General features: G+C 30.4%; 14 protein-coding genes. 12 read left to right on the forward strand and 2 right to left on the reverse strand.

The features are described from left to right. Nucleotides 1-18 precede the first annotated feature (18 nt). The 6 genes from BS101_RS09585 (at nt 19) to BS101_RS09610 (ending at nt 6,478) form a co-directional block, all read left to right on the forward strand. Nucleotides 19-894, forward strand: coding sequence for a MurR/RpiR family transcriptional regulator (locus tag BS101_RS09585; protein ID WP_073538617.1), 876 nt, complete (start codon nt 19-21; stop codon nt 892-894). A 23-nt stretch (nt 895-917) separates the two neighbouring features. Beyond that, nucleotides 918-2,150: an NAD(P)/FAD-dependent oxidoreductase gene (locus BS101_RS09590; RefSeq protein ID WP_073538618.1), complete on the forward strand. Its 1,233-nt coding sequence runs from the start codon at nt 918-920 to the stop codon at nt 2,148-2,150. A gap of 138 nt (nt 2,151-2,288) precedes the next feature. Continuing rightward, nucleotides 2,289-2,954 carry a (d)CMP kinase gene (gene cmk, locus BS101_RS09595; RefSeq protein ID WP_073538619.1) on the forward strand — a complete coding sequence of 222 codons (666 nt, stop codon included), beginning with the start codon at nt 2,289-2,291 and terminating at the stop codon, nt 2,952-2,954. An 11-nt stretch (nt 2,955-2,965) separates the two neighbouring features. Then, nucleotides 2,966-4,879, forward strand: a complete 1,914-nt coding sequence (locus tag BS101_RS09600) for a bifunctional 4-hydroxy-3-methylbut-2-enyl diphosphate reductase/30S ribosomal protein S1 (protein ID WP_073538620.1) — start codon at nt 2,966-2,968, stop codon at nt 4,877-4,879. Nucleotides 4,880-5,140: 261 nt separating this feature from the next. Continuing rightward, nucleotides 5,141-5,521: an adenosylmethionine decarboxylase gene (gene speD, locus BS101_RS09605; protein WP_073538621.1), complete on the forward strand. Its 381-nt coding sequence runs from the start codon at nt 5,141-5,143 to the stop codon at nt 5,519-5,521. A gap of 81 nt (nt 5,522-5,602) precedes the next feature. Continuing rightward, nucleotides 5,603-6,478 (forward strand): GNAT family N-acetyltransferase, encoded by an 876-nt coding sequence (locus BS101_RS09610; protein ID WP_073538622.1) that lies wholly within the window; start codon nt 5,603-5,605, stop codon nt 6,476-6,478. A 138-nt stretch (nt 6,479-6,616) separates the two neighbouring features. On the opposite strand, the gene BS101_RS09615 is transcribed toward BS101_RS09610, so the two are convergent. Continuing rightward, a complete protein-coding gene (locus BS101_RS09615; RefSeq protein WP_073538623.1) occupies nt 6,617-7,813 on the reverse strand; it encodes a pyridoxal phosphate-dependent aminotransferase in 1,197 nt (398 codons plus the stop codon). 258 nt (nt 7,814-8,071) lie between these two features. Here BS101_RS09615 and BS101_RS09620 point away from each other — a divergent pair, with 258 nt between their 5' ends. Next, complete coding sequence (locus BS101_RS09620) at nt 8,072-9,553, forward strand: hypothetical protein (RefSeq protein WP_156876023.1); 1,482 nt, start codon at nt 8,072-8,074, stop codon at nt 9,551-9,553. 156 nt (nt 9,554-9,709) lie between these two features. On the opposite strand, the gene BS101_RS09625 is transcribed toward BS101_RS09620, so the two are convergent. Continuing rightward, nucleotides 9,710-10,372 (reverse strand): class I SAM-dependent methyltransferase, encoded by a 663-nt coding sequence (locus BS101_RS09625; protein WP_073541233.1) that lies wholly within the window; start codon nt 10,370-10,372, stop codon nt 9,710-9,712. A gap of 195 nt (nt 10,373-10,567) precedes the next feature. Here BS101_RS09625 and miaB point away from each other — a divergent pair, with 195 nt between their 5' ends. The 5 genes from miaB (at nt 10,568) to hfq (ending at nt 17,720) form a co-directional block, all read left to right on the forward strand. After that, a complete protein-coding gene (miaB, locus tag BS101_RS09630) occupies nt 10,568-11,902 on the forward strand; it encodes a tRNA (N6-isopentenyl adenosine(37)-C2)-methylthiotransferase MiaB (protein WP_073538624.1) in 1,335 nt (444 codons plus the stop codon). 18 nt (nt 11,903-11,920) lie between these two features. Beyond that, on the forward strand, nt 11,921-14,533 hold the full coding sequence (gene mutS / locus BS101_RS09635) for a DNA mismatch repair protein MutS (RefSeq protein WP_073538625.1): 2,613 nt from the start codon (nt 11,921-11,923) through the stop codon (nt 14,531-14,533). Nucleotides 14,534-14,573: 40 nt separating this feature from the next. Next, entirely contained in the window at nt 14,574-16,403 is a 1,830-nt protein-coding gene (gene mutL, locus BS101_RS09640; RefSeq protein WP_073538626.1) for a DNA mismatch repair endonuclease MutL, read from the forward strand. 13 nt (nt 16,404-16,416) lie between these two features. Next, nucleotides 16,417-17,346, forward strand: a complete 930-nt coding sequence (miaA, locus tag BS101_RS09645) for a tRNA (adenosine(37)-N6)-dimethylallyltransferase MiaA (protein ID WP_073538627.1) — start codon at nt 16,417-16,419, stop codon at nt 17,344-17,346. A gap of 125 nt (nt 17,347-17,471) precedes the next feature. After that, a complete protein-coding gene (hfq, locus tag BS101_RS09650; RefSeq protein ID WP_073538628.1) occupies nt 17,472-17,720 on the forward strand; it encodes an RNA chaperone Hfq in 249 nt (82 codons plus the stop codon). The last annotated feature ends 74 nt before the right edge of the window (nt 17,721-17,794 follow it).

Here is a 17,794-nt window from a genome sequence, read left to right on the forward strand (position 1 = left end):
GAGAAAGGAATGAAGTAAATGGAAAGCACTAACAATCAGGACTTAATAAGAACAATTCAAATTAAATTTCCAAGATTGAGTAAAGGTCAAAAATTAATAGCTGAATATATTTTGAAACATTATGACAAAGCTGCCTTTATGACAGCTGCAAAATTAGGGGTAAATGTAGGAGTAAGTGAATCAACTGTAGTTAGATTTGCAAATGAACTTGGATTTTCAGGATATCCTAAGCTGCAGAAATCTCTTCAGGAACTTATAAAAAATAAACTTACTACGGTACAGAGAATTGAATTATCAAATGATTTTGTAAGTCAGGAAAGTCCACTGAAAAGTGTTCTAAAATCTGATATGGAAAATATAAGAGCTACTCTTGAAAAAATAAATCATAAGACTTTTGATGATGTAGTAAACAGTATATTTAAGGCAGATAAGATATATATAATAGGACTTAGAAGTTCCACTGCTATTGCAGATTTTCTGGGCTTTTATTTGAATTTGATATTAGACAATGTAAAAGTTGTAGGATATGGAATAAGTGATATTTTTGAACAAATGATAAATTTAACCAGTGACGATCTGGTAATAGGCATAGGATCTCCTAGATATGCTGTGAGAACTATTGAAGCTCTGGCTTTTGCCAAAAGCAGAAATGCTAGGGTAGTAGCTATTACGGACAGCCTTTTATCTCCTCTGGCAGCCAGAGCAGATTATACCTTGATTGCTCAAAGTAATATGACTTCTTTTGTGGATTCACTAGTAGCTCCATTAAGTGTAATTAATGCACTTATTATCGCTGTTGGATTACAAGAAAAGGAAAAAATTTCCTCTACTTTTTCAGATCTTGAAACTATATGGCAAGAATATCAAGTATATTCATTAAAGGATCAAAATTAGTTGGAAATAAGGTGTATGAATTAATGTCAAAGGTGATAGTAATTGGAGGAGGTCCATCTGGAATGATGGCAGCAATAACTGCTGCAAATAGAGGATTTGACACTATCTTGGTTGAAAAAAATGAAAAGCTTGGTAAAAAGATGTTCATATCTGGAAAGGGAAGGTGTAATATAACCAATTCAAAGGATATAAGTGAATTTTTTGATCATATTCCTGTAAATTCTCATTTCCTGTATAGTTCACTTTATTCTTTTACAAATAAGAATACTTTTGAATTTTTTGACGATTTAGGGGTAAATTTAAAAGTTGAAAGAGGAGGAAGGGTTTTCCCACAGTCTGATAAATCCTCTGATTTAATTAAAGCTATGGAAAAAGAATTGATAAAGAAAAATGTAATGATAAGGTTTAATTCTAAAATTAAAAAATTTATTTGCAAGGATAACTTTATAAAAGCAGTCCAACTTGAAGATAATTCACTTATAGAAGGAGAGTTATTTATACTCTGCACAGGTGGCATGTCCTATCCACAAACGGGTTCTACTGGAGAAGGATATAAAATGGCTGAAAGTCTAGGGCATACCATAACAAAAATTACACCGGCCCTTGTTCCTATAGAAATTGCAGAGGATTGGATAAAAATATTGCAGGGACTTTCTTTAAAAAATATAGAATTAAGTATAGTGGATTCTAATAATAATATCTTATATAGGGAATTTGGAGAAATGCTTTTTACCCATTTTGGAATTTCAGGACCTGTTGTTTTGAGTTCCAGCAGGGTAGTAAAAAATAATAGAAATTTAAGGGCAGTTATAAATTTAAAACCTGCTCTTGAGTTTCAGGAATTGGATAGAAGATTGCAGAGAGAATTTTTAAGTTATTCAAATAAAAGTTTTAAAAATTCTTTAGGAGGGTTACTTCCTAAAAAACTTATTGACATAATTTTAGATTTATGTAACATAAAATTAGATAAAAAATGCAATTCTATAACTAAAGAAGAGAGACAGAATTTAGCTGGATTATTACAAAATTTTACTATGCACATAAAAGGGCTTAGACCCATAGAAGAAGCTATAGTTACATCTGGAGGAGTGAGTGTTAAGGAAATAGACTCTTCTACCATGAAGTCTAAAATAGTTTCGAATTTATATTTTGCAGGGGAGATAATAGATGTAGATGCAAATACAGGAGGATTTAATATGCAGATTGCATTGTCTACTGGATTTTTAGCAGGAAGTAAAATTAAAAATGTATTATAAATTTAATTAAATCAATGATAATATAAATAAAGGATTTTATGTTTTTTTATAGAATATATAAGTAGGATTTTAATATGAGTAAGATTTCTCATGTAAATTTGGATATGTTTCTTGAGCAGAGAAAGGCGGAATGACATTTTGAATATATCTGTAGCAATTGATGGACCTGCAGCTGCAGGTAAAAGTACTATAGCAAATATTATAGCCCATAAATTTAATCTTATGTATATAAATACAGGATCTATGTACAGAGCTGCTGCACTTTTATGTATGAGAGAAAGAGTATGTTACAAGGATGTAGATAGGGTATGTGAAATTGTAAAATCACTTAAAATGCATTTTGAAGAAGATAGACTTATTGTAAATGGTGAAGATTTAACAGAGGGTATAAAGCATCCTGATGTAAGTAATAATGTATCTAATTATGCTGCTATTTTTAAGCTTAGAAAGTTACTTGTAAAATCGCAGCAAGATATGGCAGGAAAATTTAATGTGATTATGGATGGAAGGGATATAGGTACTGTAGTTTTAAAAAATGCACCTTTGAAGTTTTTTCTTACAGCTAGTGCCAGTGAAAGGGCAAAAAGAAGATATTTGGAATTAAAGAAGAAAAGTATAGATGTGGAGTATAATGAGATATTGGATGAGATAATTAAAAGAGATTATATAGATTCCCATAGGGAATCTTCACCCTTTGTAAAAGCAGAAGATGCTATAGAGATAAATTCATCTGGACTTTCTATTTACCAGGTGGTAGAAATTATTTCAGGTTACATAAGAAATTACATTAAAGAACATAACTAAAGGTGAATAGTATGAATATTATATTAGCAGATAAGTCTGGATTTTGTTTTGGGGTGGAGAGAGCTGTTACCGAGGCTATAAGTGCCAGAGAAAAATTCAAAAAGAAGATATATACTTTAGGTCCTTTAATTCATAATAGTGATGTAGTAAATAATTTGAAGAAAAAAGGTATATATCCTATAGAATTAGATGATATATATAGTCTCAAAGAAGATGATGTAGTTGTAATACGTTCTCACGGTGTAGCAAAAGACATATTGGCTCTTTTAGAAAGTAAAAAGATTAATGTGGTGAATGCTACCTGTCCTTATGTTTCTAACATACAGAAAAAAGTGGAAAAATACTATAAATTAGGGTATAGTATATTGATAGTAGGTGATATTAACCATCCAGAGGTATTAGGTATAAATGGATGGTGTGAAAATACTGGCATTATATCAAAGAATGGTGTCGATTTAGATAAGTTACCTTTAAAAATATGTATAGTTTCACAAACTACAGAAAAACAGTCTAATTGGGAAAAGGTGTTGAATATAGTAGCTAAAAAGTGCAGGGAGTTTATTGCATTTAATACTATATGCAGTGCCACAGAGTTCCGTCAGAAAGCCGCAGAATGCATATCAAAAAAAGTAGATATGATGGTAGTAATAGGGGGTAAAAATAGTTCTAATACCACCAAGCTTTATGAAATATGTAAAAGTAATTGTAATAATACAATTCATGTTGAAAATTCAGGAGAAATACCTGATAATATAATTAAGACTAATAAAATTAAAACTATAGGTGTTACAGCAGGAGCTTCAACACCCAATTGGATAATAAAGGAGGCAGTTTTAAAAATGAGTGATGACAAAAATTTAGAGTTAAATGAACAATTATCTTATATGGACAAAAATGATACCCAGATAATATTAGGGGAAAAAATTAAAGGTATAGTAATATCTGTGAATTCTAAAGAGGCTTTTTTAAATATAGGATATAAATCAGATGGCATACTTCCAAAATCTGAAATAACAAAGGAAGAGGATAACAATTTAGAGGAACTAATTCATATTGGAGATGAATTAGATGTTAAAGTAGTAAGAAGGCAAAATGAAGATGGATATGTGGTATTATCCAAATTGGAATTAGATAGAGAAAATGCTTATAAGGAATTGGAAGATGCAAATATAAATGATACATCTTTAAAAGTTACAGTAAAAGAAGATGTAAATGGAGGATTAGTAGCCAATTATAAAGGAGCTAGAGTTTTTATACCAGCCTCCCATGTGGAACTATATCATGTAAATGATCTTTCTCAGTATGTAGATAAGGAATTGGAAGTTAATATAATTGAGTTTAAACAAGAGAGAAAAGGAACTAGAGTAGTAGCTTCAAGAAGGGAAATTTTAAGAATTGAAAGAGAAAAAAGGGAAGAGGAAACTTGGAACAGGCTTGAAAAAGATATGGTGGTAGAAGGAGAAGTTAGAAGATTAACTGATTTTGGTGCATTTGTTGATGTGCAGGGGGTTGATGGACTTCTTCATGTATCTGAACTGTCCTGGGGAAGAGTTAATAAACCAGGAGATGTGCTGAAGATAGGTGATAAAATTCAAGTTTATATATTGGATGTAAATAGAGAAAAGAAAAAGTTATCTCTGTCTCTAAAGAAACTTATGGAGGATCCATGGAATAATGTGGATATAAAATATCCAGTTGGAAATGTAGTTCTAGGAAAAGTAGTTAGATTTGCTAATTTTGGTGCATTTATAGAATTGGAACCGGGAGTGGATGCATTAGTACACATATCCCAAATAAGTCATAAGAGAATAGATAAACCTTCAGATGCACTGGAAATAGGACAGGAAATAAAGGCTAAAATTTTAGAAGTAAATAAGGAAAGTGAAAAAATAGCTTTAAGTATAAAAGAAGTAGATGAAATTTGATATTTATTCTGGAAAATTTTCACATTTACCATTTAAAATTTAATACCCAAAGATAAAATATAGGTTATTTTACAAATATATTTACTTAAATTTAAGTAAATACTATATTTTTATATGATATACATAGGAAATCAGAGAAATCTTTAAAAAAATAGAGATTTTAAAAGTAAATTTTTAATATTAGCATTATATATTGACTTTTCTATTATTTTTGATAAAATTTAATTGTTATATTTTTTTCAAAGGGGGTAAATGTGAAAGATGAATGAATTAGGGAGACATATTTTAGCAGAGATTTATGGATGCGATGGCGAAATATTGAATAATAAAGACTTTATAGAGAAGATAATGGTAGATTCAGCTTTAAAGGCAGGAGCAGAAGTAAGGGAAGTTGCATTTCATAGATTCAGCCCTCAGGGCATAAGCGGGGTAGTTATAATATCTGAATCCCATCTAACTATTCACACCTGGCCTGAACTTGGCTATGCTGCTGTGGATGTGTTTACTTGTGGAGATAGAATTAATCCTTGGGATGCTTGTAACTACATGACTGAAAAATTTAATGCAAAAAATATGACGGCAACTGAAATAAAGAGAGGTATATTTGAACAAGTTGTAGAAGTAAAAGCCTCAAATATATAGGAGATCATCGCCGGAGGATGGTCTCTTCTTATTTTAAAGTCCATTTATTATTCTAAACAATAGGTTTAGGGGAAATTTTATATGTATGAATGTGTATCACTGGTAAAGAGGAATTTAAATTGTTTTAAAAAACTAAATTCCAAAAGAACTCTGTTTAATAATTTAAATAAAGATTTTTTTGAAATTTATGATAAATCTAGTTTTGCTAAACAGATATTCTTGAGAAGAACAGTAAAATTACTTAGAAATAACTTTGATTATATAGGTTATATTTGGACTGATATAGTATGTAAAAATGTTTATAATATAAATGCTATGAATGTATCCTTTATTTCTAATAAGGAGTCAGATAGTGTACCCTATATACATTTAATAAGTACTATAAAGAAACATTGTGTTCTAAAATATTTGTGCGAAGACAATAATTATAATTCCACACTACTTGAAGATATAGGCTTTGAGAAGAAAGAAGGTACTTTAGTTCTTTGTAGGGAATTACATGAGAGTATAGATTTGGGTATTCATGAAAACTTAAAATTTGAAATGTTTAAAAGGGGAAGAGATGAACAAAAAAGATGTAAAATACAAAATGAAATATTTCAGGAGCATAATAGAATACCTTTGACTTTAGAAGATATATATATGGAACAATTGCAGAGTTACTATTTTGAAGAGGGAGCTGTTTTTTTAAAAAGAAATGCGGAATATATAGGATACGGTCAGATTATAATAGAAAATAATATTCCCATCATAGTTAACTTCGGTATAATAGAAAAGCATAGAGGCAGGGGATATAGTAAATATCTTTTAAATTATCTTTTAAATATAATATATCAAAATGGCTTTCGTAAAATAATGATAAAGGTACGGGATTCTAACTATATAGCACTAAATTTATATAGAAGTGTTGGATTTAAGGTTAAAAAAGAAAGATTTAATTGGGAACTAGAGAAGTAATTTTTTAAAGAATAATTTTCTTATTATCAGAGTAGTGCGGAGATTTTCATAGAATAAATGAGAGTTAACTTTAAGGGTGTAGTTTTAAAGTTAACTCTTATTTATTTTATATTAAATTGCTAAGCGTTAAAGATATATCTATTTTTTAGTTTTTATATATTCTTCCAGAGCTATTTTTAATAAATTCATAGCATCTTTCAAATCACCGCAATTTAAGCAGTAAGATATTCTTATTTCATCTTTTCCAAGGCCCTCAGTAGCATAAAAACCATCAGCAGGAGCAACCATTACAGTTTTACCATCTTTATTAAAATCAGTTAGTAAAAATTTTGCAAAATCCTGTGCATCAGATATAGGTAATTTAGCAACTATGTAAAAAGCACCACTAGGTTTTCTGCATATAACCCCTGGGATTTTTTGAAGACCTTCCATTAATATATTTCTTCTCTTTTCATATTCTTTTCTTGTTTCTACAAAATAGCTGTCAGGGGTATCCTTTAAGGCTGCTGCTCCAATTTGTTCTACTGTAGGAACACATAGTCTAGTTTGACACAGTTTCATTATGTTATGCATAAATTCTTTATTCTTTGAAGCTACCAGTCCAATTCTAGCACCACAGGCACTATAACGTTTAGATATGCTGTCTACAATTATTACTCTGTCAGCTATATCCTTTAAAGTAAGTGTAGAAGTATATTTTAATCCATCATATACAAATTCTCTATAAACTTCATCTGCTATTAAGTATAAATCATGTTCTTTAACTATATCTGCAAGCATTCTAAGTTCTTCAGCCGTATATACAGTTCCCGTAGGATTACCAGGATTTGAAATCATAAGTGCCTTTGTTTTAGGGGTTATTTTGTTTTCAATTGATTTTTTGTCTGGCAAGTGAAAGCCATCTTCAGCTTTTGTTAAAAATGGAACCATTTTGGCAGAAGCCGATTCTGCGAAGCCATTATAATTTGTATAGAAGGGTTCAGGGGAAACTATTTCATCTCCTGGATCACATATTGTCATAAAAGTTAACATTATGGCTTCACTACCACCATTAGTTACTATCAGTTCTTCTTTAGAAAACTCCGTGCCCCATTTTTTGTAATATTCTATGAAGCTTTCCTGAAGTGCATCCATACCTTGTGAATCTGTATATTTTAATACATTTTCTTTAAAATTTTCAATTGCTTTAAAGAAAATATCTGGAGTTAGTACGTCCGGTTGACCAATATTTAAATGGTAAACTTTAATACCTCTTTTTTTTGCTTCTGCAGCATAAGGTGCCAGTTTACGAATGGGTGAAAACTGCATATTTAAAATTCTATTTGATAATCTCATATAAATGTCCATCCTCTCCTAAGTTCTAATATATTATATATACAATAATATAGTTTTCGAAGAAATTTTTCAACAATAATTTTTATTCCAAGCTGGTATCCTTATTTTATTTAGAATGGAAGATAGGTGTTGGTATTAAAATATTTATATTTAATGGACATTATTATTAAAAAAATATTAAATTTTTTGTTTTTAGCAGGAGTTTTATGTCATTTTGAAGAAATATTTAAATATCAAAAATAACGGAGTTTAAATGAAATGAAATGGTTGATGAAAAAGATAATTCATATTAAAAATAATTATATAATTCAGTTAATAATTTTATTAGCTATAGGAACAATTTTGTTAAATACCCTTTTTGTATATCCTGTTATAGGAAAATGTGATAATGGAGATTTTGGAAGACTGCTCCTATATGGGGGATTGTGGGATTTATCCACTACCTATGAGGGAATTTATGATAGATTCGTACACTTAAATTATATAATATCAAAATCACACATGTTCATATTTTTTGGAAAAAACTGGGTTTCGGGAAGTATATTATTAAAATTAGCAGTATTTATATCGCTGTTATTGCATCAGTTTGATAATAGGCTATTTAATATAAGATATTTAGCCTTTGTTTATTCTGTAATATTTTTATGGGGAATATTTCTTATAGTTAATTTTAAAAGATTATCTACTTTATTAAAGGCAGCAGTGGGGATATGTATTATTTTGTTTTTTACAGATACATCCTATATATCTTATTTTAATTCTTTTTACGGAGAAGCAGGCACTATTGTATTCTTTTTTTTGAATATAGGTACTTATCTTAATTTAATAACTAAAGAGAAACCTTTAATAAGGCATTTTGTATATTTTTTCATTGCTTCTGCAGGTTTTTTAACTTCTAAAGCACAGGAGCTGCCGCTGCTTGTTTTTATGCTTATAATTTATGCAGGATTATTTATTTATTATAAAGAAAAAAATTATAGAAAATGTATTATAATAGGGTCATTATTAGTCACCATACTTTGTAGTGCCTCTTATATTTCATTAACAGATAGAATGAATCAAAATAATATATACCAGTCGGTTTTCTTAGGAGTTTTAAGAGGTTCTTCCAGTCCTGAAAAAGATTTGGAGGAGCTTGGGGTGGATAAAAAATTCATGGTTTTTTACGGGAAATCTTTTTATAATAGACATTCTGGGCATGATCCTGTGGGAGAGGAGATGTTAAGGGAGTTTTATCCCAAGGTTTCTCCTATGAAAATATTGTTTTTTTATATAAAGCATCCAAGCCGGCTTTGGGAAAAAATTGTGGAGTCTGCGGAGGGCGCTTATGCTTTTAAAACACCAGGTCCTTGGAATTTTGCAAAAGGACAATATGATCCAAATAAAGCAGTGAATACCTTTAGGACTAATCTTGTAAATAATTACCCCAAAATACATAGAAATATTTTTGTTTTTATTCTGTTTTCACTAATATACTTTACTATAACATTGATTTATTTTATAAAAAATAAAAACAGGGATTTACGTCTTCTTATATTAATGTTATTATTTATTCTTGTATCAGGAGCATCTCAATTTATTTTACCGGTTATAGGCTCAGGTCATGGTGATTTTGGCAAACATTTATTTTTGTTGAATCTTTGTTATGATATTATGGTGGTAATAGCTTTAGTATGGCTTGTGCATATTATATCAAAAATTATCAGGAAAAATAAACTCTTAGATTTAATTAGAAAGTAGGTATTTAAATTGAAAAGCTATTTACCAACTATATTCTGTTTTTTGTTAATAATTTTTTTGATTGTATTTTTATTATATGGAACAATAAAACATTCTATTATTAAAGCCATAAAGGAGTTAAAAGAAAAAAATATTCTGTGATTTTATCCGAAAATCTTATTTGATGCATCTAAAATAAACCATTGATTTTTGATTATCAATCTCAATATTAGAGTACAATGAAGATAATTTTAATCTTAATTCTTCAATGGATTGAAAGGGCGGTGTAAACCAACCTTTTTTTGCCAGTAGAGAGTTGACTATGAAATCTGTGCGTTTACATTGTCCTTTAATATAAAAACACCCGCAAAAGATACCACCTTTTTTTAGAACACGTGTTGTCTCTAAAAATGCTTTTTCTTTATCAGGGAAAGCGTGGAATCCATTCATGGAAAGTATAATATCAAATGTTTCATTATTGAATTCTAGATTTCCCACATCACCTTGCATATAATTAATATTTTTAAGTTTACTATGGGAAAATCTTTTTTGGGCCTGAAGCAGCATATCCTCTGAATAATCTACACAGGTTATTTGGGCATTTGGTAACATGCTGTATTTATTTAATGTGAATACCCCAGTGCCAACTGGTACATCAAGCAATTTTCCGGCAAAATCATCTGGAATTATTTTTAAGACCTTATTAGCGATTTCTATATCATTTATACCACCCCAAAAAAACCATATATACAGTTTAGACCACCATTTTGTTTGAGTTAGTGTATCATCATAAATGTTTTTCGAAATCGCATATGCTTTTTTAATTTTGCTTTCATTCATGTTTTCACCCCACTGTAATGCAAATTTCACAACTACCTTCAATGATTATTATATCAATAATAGCAGATTTTTATAGATAGATAAAGGCATACCATATTTTTAAAAATAAACATAATCTTAGTTCAGTATGTTTATTTTTTATTGATTATTGTGTTATAATACAGTGTGAATTTAATGCCATTGGAGGTAACATGAATGGAAGATAAATTTAGAAATAAAAGTTTCTTTATTTCTACATATGGATGCCAGATGAATGAAGAGGATTCAGAAAAATTATCTGGAATACTAAAAAAGATGGGATATAAAAGAGCAGAAAATAAATTTTCCGCGGACTTGATCATATTTAATACCTGTTGTGTAAGAGAAAATGCAGAACTTAAGGTATATGGAAATTTGGGAGCTTTAAAAAAATTTAAAAAGCAAAGGCCTGAACTTATAATAGCCTTATGTGGTTGTATGATGCAGCAAAAAGGTATGGCAGAAAAAATAATAAAAAAATTTCCCTTTGTGGATATAATATTTGGAACTCATAATGCATATAAGTTTCCAGAGTATTTAAATAGGGTAAACCAGCAGAATATATCCGTAATAGAAATACAAGATAAAGAAGATGGAATTGTAGAGGGAGTTCCAATAGATAGAGAAAGCAGTGTAAAAGCTTTTGTAACTATAATGTATGGCTGTAATAATTTCTGTGCGTACTGTATAGTACCTTATGTAAGGGGACGTGAGAGAAGCAGAAAACCAGGGGATATTGAGAATGAAATAAAAGAACTGGTTTCAAAGGGATATAAGGAAGTTACGCTGCTGGGCCAAAATGTAAATTCTTATGGAAAAAATCTAAATCCAAGGGTAAATTTCAGTGAACTTTTAAGGAGAATTAATAATGTAGATGGAATTAAAAGAATTAGATTTATGACCTCCCATCCTAAAGATCTAACGGATGATGTAATAGATGTAATATCGGAATGTGATAAAATATGTGAACACATACATCTACCTGTACAATCAGGTTCTACCTGTATACTTAAGAAAATGAATAGAAATTATTCTAAGGAACAGTACTTGGCTCTTGTAAGTAAAATAAAACACAAAATTCCACATGCATCTATAACTACAGATATAATTGTGGGTTTTCCCGGTGAAACAGAAGAAGATTTTGAAGAGACATTAAAACTGGCAGAAGAAGTGGAATTTGATTCTGCATTTACATTTATATATTCCAAAAGAGAAGGTACTCCTGCCTATAAAATAGAGGAGCAAATTTCTGATGATGTAAAACATGAGAGATTTAACAGGCTTGTAGAGGTAATAAATAAATCTGCTGCTAAAAAAAATAAAGTCTATGAAGGAAGAATAGAAGAAGTATTGGTAGAAGGCCCTAGTAAAAATGACAGTACAAAACTTATGGGAAGGACCAGAACTGGAAAGTTAGTTAATTTTCAAGGAGACAAAGCTTTTATAGGTGAATTGGTAAAGGTTGAAATAACTAAAGCAACTTCTTTTTCCCTTTTAGGTAGACAGATATGATGGAAAGGAGGAAATAAGGTGGGATTGACTCCAATGATGAAGCAGTATATGGAAATAAAAGAAAATTATAAAGATTGTATACTGTTTTTTAGGTTAGGCGATTTTTACGAGATGTTTTTCGACGATGCAAAAATAGCTGCTGCGGAACTGGAATTGGTACTTACAGCAAGAGAATGTGGACTTAAAGAAAAAGCGCCCATGTGCGGAATACCCTATCATGCTGCAAAGTCATATATAGGCAGGATGGTGAATAAAGGATATAAGATAGCCATATGTGAACAACTGGAGGATCCTGCACAGTCTAAGGGTATTGTAAAGAGGGGAATTATTAAAGTTATAACTCCCGGGACTTATATGGATACCTACTTTTTAGATGAAAATGAAAATAATTATATAATGTGTTTGTACATAAACAATAAAGGTACTAATTGTGCACTATGTTTTGCAGATATATCCACAGGAGAATTTAATTGTACAGACACTCCTTTTAATTTATCCGTAATTTTAGATGAAATATGCAAGTTTAACCCAAGGGAAATGATAATTCAGGAGAATATAGATTCCAATATACTTCAGGGCATAGTGGAAGTTTTTAATGAAACTTTTAGCAGGGTAGATGAATGTTACTTCCAAAGGGGAGAAGAAGTATTAGGGGAACAGTTTAAGGATTTAAGTTTAAGGGAATATACACCTGAAGTTATAAAATGCTGTGGTGCTTTAATTAAGTATATACAACATACCCAAAAGACCAATCTTTCTCATATAAATAAATTTCAATATTATAATATAGTAGATTATTTAACTATAGACATAAATTCCAGAAGAAATCTAGAAATTGTGGAAAGTCTCAGGGAAAGCAAGAAAAAGGGTTCCCTACTTGGAGTTATAGATAAGACTAATACTTCCATGGGGGGAAGACAGCTTAGAAAGTGGATAGAGCAGCCTCTCATAGATAGGAATAAAATAATAGAGAGATTGGACTCAGTGGAGGAAATTTTAAATAATGTATGTTATCATGAAGACTTAAAGGAAGCTTTAAAGAATATATATGATATTGAAAGATTAGCAGGAAAAATATCCTCTAAAAGTGTAAATGCAAAAGAATTGAATTCTTTAAAAAGCTCCATAGAAAAGATACCTGATATAAAGGCCATATTGTCTAATTTTGAAACAAGTTTATTAAAGAATATGTATAAAAATTTAGATGAGTTAAGAGATATTTATATGTTATTGGATAAGGCTATACTAGATAACCCCTCTGTTTCTCTTAAAGAAGGAAATCTGATAAAAGAAGGGTATGATAGCGAAATAGATAGGTTAAAGGAGGCAAAAGTTAAAGGTAAAGACTGGATAGCATCTCTTGAGACCAGTGAAAGAGAACTTACTAAAATAAAATCCTTAAAGATAGGATATAATAAAGTATTTGGATATTATATTGAGGTAACTAAAAGCAATTTAAATCTGGTGCCGGAACACAGATACATAAGAAAGCAGACTCTATCAAATGCAGAAAGGTACATAACCCCAGAGTTAAAAGAAATGGAAGATAAAATTTTAGGTGCAGAGGAAAAATTGATATATTTAGAATATAATGCTTTTGCAGAAGTAAGGGATAAAGTAGAAAAAGAAGTTAGCAGAATGCAGAATTCAGCTAGAATAATTTCAGAGGTGGATTGTTTAGCTTCTCTTGCAAGAGCTGCCCTTGAAAATAATTACTGCAAACCTGAAATAACTCTTTCAGACAGAGTGTTTATAGAGGAAGGAAGACATCCTGTAGTGGAGAATATGCTTTCTACAGGAGAATTTGTATCCAATGATACAGATATTGACACGGGAGAAAATCAACTTCTTTTGATAACGGGACCCAATATGGCAGGAAAATCCACTTATATGCGTCAGGTGGCCTTGATTACCATCATGGCTCAAATAGGCAGTTTTGTACCTGCTAAAAGTGCTTCTATATCTATATGTGATAAGATATTTACAAGAATAGGTGCCTCTGATGATCTGGCCTCTGGAAAGAGTACTTTCATGGTTGAGATGTGGGAGGTCTCAAATATTCTTAAAAATGCCACTAATAAGAGTTTAATATTATTAGACGAAGTGGGTAGAGGAACAAGTACCTATGATGGATTAAGTATAGCCTGGTCTGTAATAGAATATATATGCAGGGAAAGTAAGCTTAGATGTAAGACTTTATTTGCAACTCATTATCATGAACTTACTAAATTGGAAGGTAAAATAAAAGGGGTAAAAAATTATTGTGTATCTGTTAAAGAAGTGGAAAACAACATAGTTTTTTTAAGAAAGATTATAAGAGGAGGGGCAGATCAGTCCTATGGTATTGAAGTAGCAAAACTGGCGGGCCTTCCAGAGGAAGTTCTAAAGAGAGCACGGGAAATACTAAATAGTCTTGAAACTGAAAAGACAAAAGAAAGTATGGAAGGAACCAATCTGCCAAAGAAAAAGAAAGAAGAAAAGACTTCCAGCCAGGGAGAGCAGTTAAAATTTCTAGATATAGAAAAAGAAAATTTAATCAATGAAATTGGGGATATAGATATATTAAATATGACCCCTATGGAAGGGTTTAACAAACTTTATGATATAATAAAGAAAGTTAAGTCTATTTGATAATGAGAAAGTATTTTTTAAAATAAAGGATTGATTTATAATGAAGAGAATAAATCTTTTGGATATGGATACTTCTAATAAAATTGCTGCAGGAGAGGTAGTTGAAGGACCTTCTTCTGTGGTAAAGGAGCTTCTGGAAAACAGTATAGATTCAGGAGCTAAAAATATTACTATAGAAATAGAAGATGGGGGACAAAAATCTATAAGGATAATAGATGATGGTGTGGGAATACACCCGGAGGATGTAGAAAAGGCCTTTATGCCTCATGCTACCAGCAAAATAAGTACTTTAGAGGATTTAAACAAGATATACACCATGGGATTCAGAGGGGAAGCTTTATCTAGCATAGCTGCTGTATCTCATGTAATCCTTAGAAGTAAGGTAAAAGATGAGTTTAACTATGGAAGGGAAATTTCCATAAGTGGAGGGGTCTTAAATTACATACAGGATACAGGATGCAATATAGGAACTACGGTTTTAGTAAAAGACCTTTTTTTCAATGTACCTGCAAGAAAAAAATTTTTAAAGTCTTCAGGAAGGGAAGGAGCTCTTATTTCTGATATAATAAACAGGCTTTCTTTAGCTAACCCTAATATAGTATTTAAGTTTTTCAGAGATGGAAAAAAATCTTTAGTTACCTATGGAAGTGGAGAGCTAATGGATGTTATAAGATGCATATACGGCAAAAATATATATGAAAATATAATACCTATAGAGAATCACAGCGATATAGTTTCAATTTATGGATATATAGGCAATTCAGAAGTAAGCAGGGGAAGCAGAAATAATCAAAGTATATTTGTAAATAAAAGATACGTCAAGGATAAATCTATAACTGCAGCAGTAGAAAAAGCTTTTAAATCATTTTTAACTGTAAATAAGTTTCCTTTTTTTGTGCTGTTTCTAGAGCTATTTCCTGAATTTGTAGATATAAATGTTCATCCTGCAAAGTGGGAAATAAAGTTTAGTGATTCAAGAATGATATTTAAATTTGTATTTGATACAATTCATCAGGCTCTTAGAGAAAGCTTGAAAGATTCTTTTAAAATAGATATAATAGAAGATAAAATTCTAGAGAAAGAAGAAGAATCTGTACAGACAAATAAGATTCAAATTCCTATTGATTTAAGGCCTCCAATTTATGAAAGTTATATAAAAGAGGAATATGGTAATAATGAGAAACAGGAAGATAATATTTCTTTTGAATATGGAAATACTTTAGAGGGAGGTAACACTGCAGAAGAAAATATAAGGTTAAATGATTCTTCAAAAGAGAGTAAGATTTCCAAGCTCCCTCCCTTTAAAATGATTGGTCAGTTTAACAATACATATATAATAGCAGAGGCAGCTTCTAATCTATATATTATAGATCAGCATGCAGCCCATGAAAAAATTCTCTTTGAAAAATATAAGAGCAATATAGAAAAGGAAGAAGTAATAAGTCAGATATTGATTACCCCTGTAGTTATGGAACTTACTAATGACGATTATGCATGCTACGTGGAAAATAAAGATGTATTTAAAAAGGCAGGATTTGATATAGAATTATTTGGAAATAATACTATAAATGTGAGAGAAGTACCTGTAATACTGGGAAAACCAGATATTAAAAATTTGTTTATAGACATTATAGATAACTTAAAAAATATGGGTTCTGGAGATACTGTCGAGGTAAAGTATCTTTCCATAGCTACTCTTGCTTGCAGGGCTGCCATAAAGGCAAAACGCAATCTGTCACAAGTGGAGATGGAGCATCTGCTTCATGAATTAGGATTTTTAGAAGACCCTTTTACCTGTCCTCATGGAAGGCCTACCATAGTGAAATTTACATTAAATGACTTAGAGAAAAAATTTAAGAGGATACAGTAGGGGGAGTAAATACATGAAGAAACTTTTTATACTGGCAGGGCCTACTGCAGTGGGAAAAACAGATATTTCAATAGAAGTGGCAAAAAAAATAGATGGAGAAATAATATCTGCAGATTCCATGCAGATATACAAGTATATGAATATAGGTTCTGCCAAAATTGCAAAAGGTGAAATGCAGGAAATTCCCCATTATTTAATAGATATTATTGATCCAAAAGAGAATTTTAATGTATCAAGGTATAAGAATTTGGCTGAAAAAACCATAGAAGATATATATAGTAGAAATAAATTTCCCATGTTAGTAGGGGGAACAGGGCTTTATATAAACTCTCTTATTTGCAATTATGGTTTTACAGATGCAAAAGTGGATGTAAATTATAGAAATTATCTGGAGAATTTAGCAAAAGTGCAGGGAAGGGAATATGTTCACTCTCTTTTAAAGGACATAGATGCTGTTTCCTATGAAAGGTTGTATCCAAATGATTTAAAAAGGGTTGTAAGAGCACTTGAAGTACATAAACTTACAGGAAAGACTATAGGTGAGTTTAATAGTAAAGATAGTTTATATGATATACCTTATAAAATATATTACTTTGTGCTTAATATGGATAGAGTTAAATTGTATGAGAGAATAAACAAAAGAGTGGATTTAATGATAGAAAAGGGCCTTATAGATGAAGTTAAAAATTTAAAATCCATGGGATATACTAAAGATATGCAATCTATGAAAGGCATAGGATATAAAGAATTAATCAGGTATTTAGAAGGGGACATATCCTTAGATGAAGCTGTATACCTAATTAAGAAGGGAAGCAGAAATTATGCAAAAAGGCAGTTAACCTGGTTTAGAAAAGATGAGAGAGTTATTTGGGTAAATAAAGATGAATTTACCTCAAATAAAGAAATAGTGAATTACATAATTAATACATTAGTAACTTGTTAAAATGTTAAATATTGATATAATATATATTATATCAAACATTTTTTTCTAAAATAAAAAGTAAGTACCAATAATTTTGTTATAAAACTAAAAATTGCTACAAATAAAGATTACGGAGGGAGAAAACTATGAGTAAACCAGCAAATAATTTACAGGACATATTCTTAAATGGTGCTAGAAAAAACAGGATCCCGGTTATTGTATACTTAACTAATGGTTTTCAGATTAGAGGAATTGTAAAAGGTTTTGATAATTTTACGGTTATATTAGAGTGTGATGGAAAACAAATGATGGTATATAAACATGCACTTTCTACTATTACACCATCAAAGGCAATTCTGTTTAATACTCCTGCAGCAACAGATGACAGGTCATAAACTTATTTTAAAAATTTGCACATAGAAAAGGAATAGGCAATTTCCTATTCCTTTTCTATGTGCAGGTAATACTT

It is taken from the genome of Clostridium kluyveri (assembly GCF_001902295.1).
GTDB lineage: Bacteria > Bacillota > Clostridia > Clostridiales > Clostridiaceae > Clostridium_B > Clostridium_B kluyveri_B.

What these genes read in the sequence shown, in the direction of transcription:
- BS101_RS09585 (WP_073538617.1), top strand. Translation starts at nt 19, where the DNA reads ATGGAAAGCACTAACAATCAGGACTTAATAAGAACAATTCAAATTAAA.
- BS101_RS09590 (WP_073538618.1), top strand. Translation starts at nt 918, where the DNA reads ATGTCAAAGGTGATAGTAATTGGAGGAGGTCCATCTGGAATGATGGCA.
- BS101_RS09600 (WP_073538620.1), top strand. Translation starts at nt 2,966, where the DNA reads ATGAATATTATATTAGCAGATAAGTCTGGATTTTGTTTTGGGGTGGAG.
- speD (WP_073538621.1), top strand. Translation starts at nt 5,141, where the DNA reads ATGAATGAATTAGGGAGACATATTTTAGCAGAGATTTATGGATGCGAT.
- BS101_RS09610 (WP_073538622.1), top strand. Translation starts at nt 5,603, where the DNA reads ATGTATGAATGTGTATCACTGGTAAAGAGGAATTTAAATTGTTTTAAA.
- BS101_RS09615 (WP_073538623.1), bottom strand. Translation starts at nt 7,813, where the DNA reads ATGAGATTATCAAATAGAATTTTAAATATGCAGTTTTCACCCATTCGT.
- BS101_RS09620 (WP_156876023.1), top strand. Translation starts at nt 8,072, where the DNA reads ATGAAATGGTTGATGAAAAAGATAATTCATATTAAAAATAATTATATA.
- BS101_RS09625 (WP_073541233.1), bottom strand. Translation starts at nt 10,372, where the DNA reads ATGAATGAAAGCAAAATTAAAAAAGCATATGCGATTTCGAAAAACATT.
- miaB (WP_073538624.1), top strand. Translation starts at nt 10,568, where the DNA reads ATGGAAGATAAATTTAGAAATAAAAGTTTCTTTATTTCTACATATGGA.
- mutL (WP_073538626.1), top strand. Translation starts at nt 14,574, where the DNA reads ATGAAGAGAATAAATCTTTTGGATATGGATACTTCTAATAAAATTGCT.
- miaA (WP_073538627.1), top strand. Translation starts at nt 16,417, where the DNA reads ATGAAGAAACTTTTTATACTGGCAGGGCCTACTGCAGTGGGAAAAACA.
- hfq (WP_073538628.1), top strand. Translation starts at nt 17,472, where the DNA reads ATGAGTAAACCAGCAAATAATTTACAGGACATATTCTTAAATGGTGCT.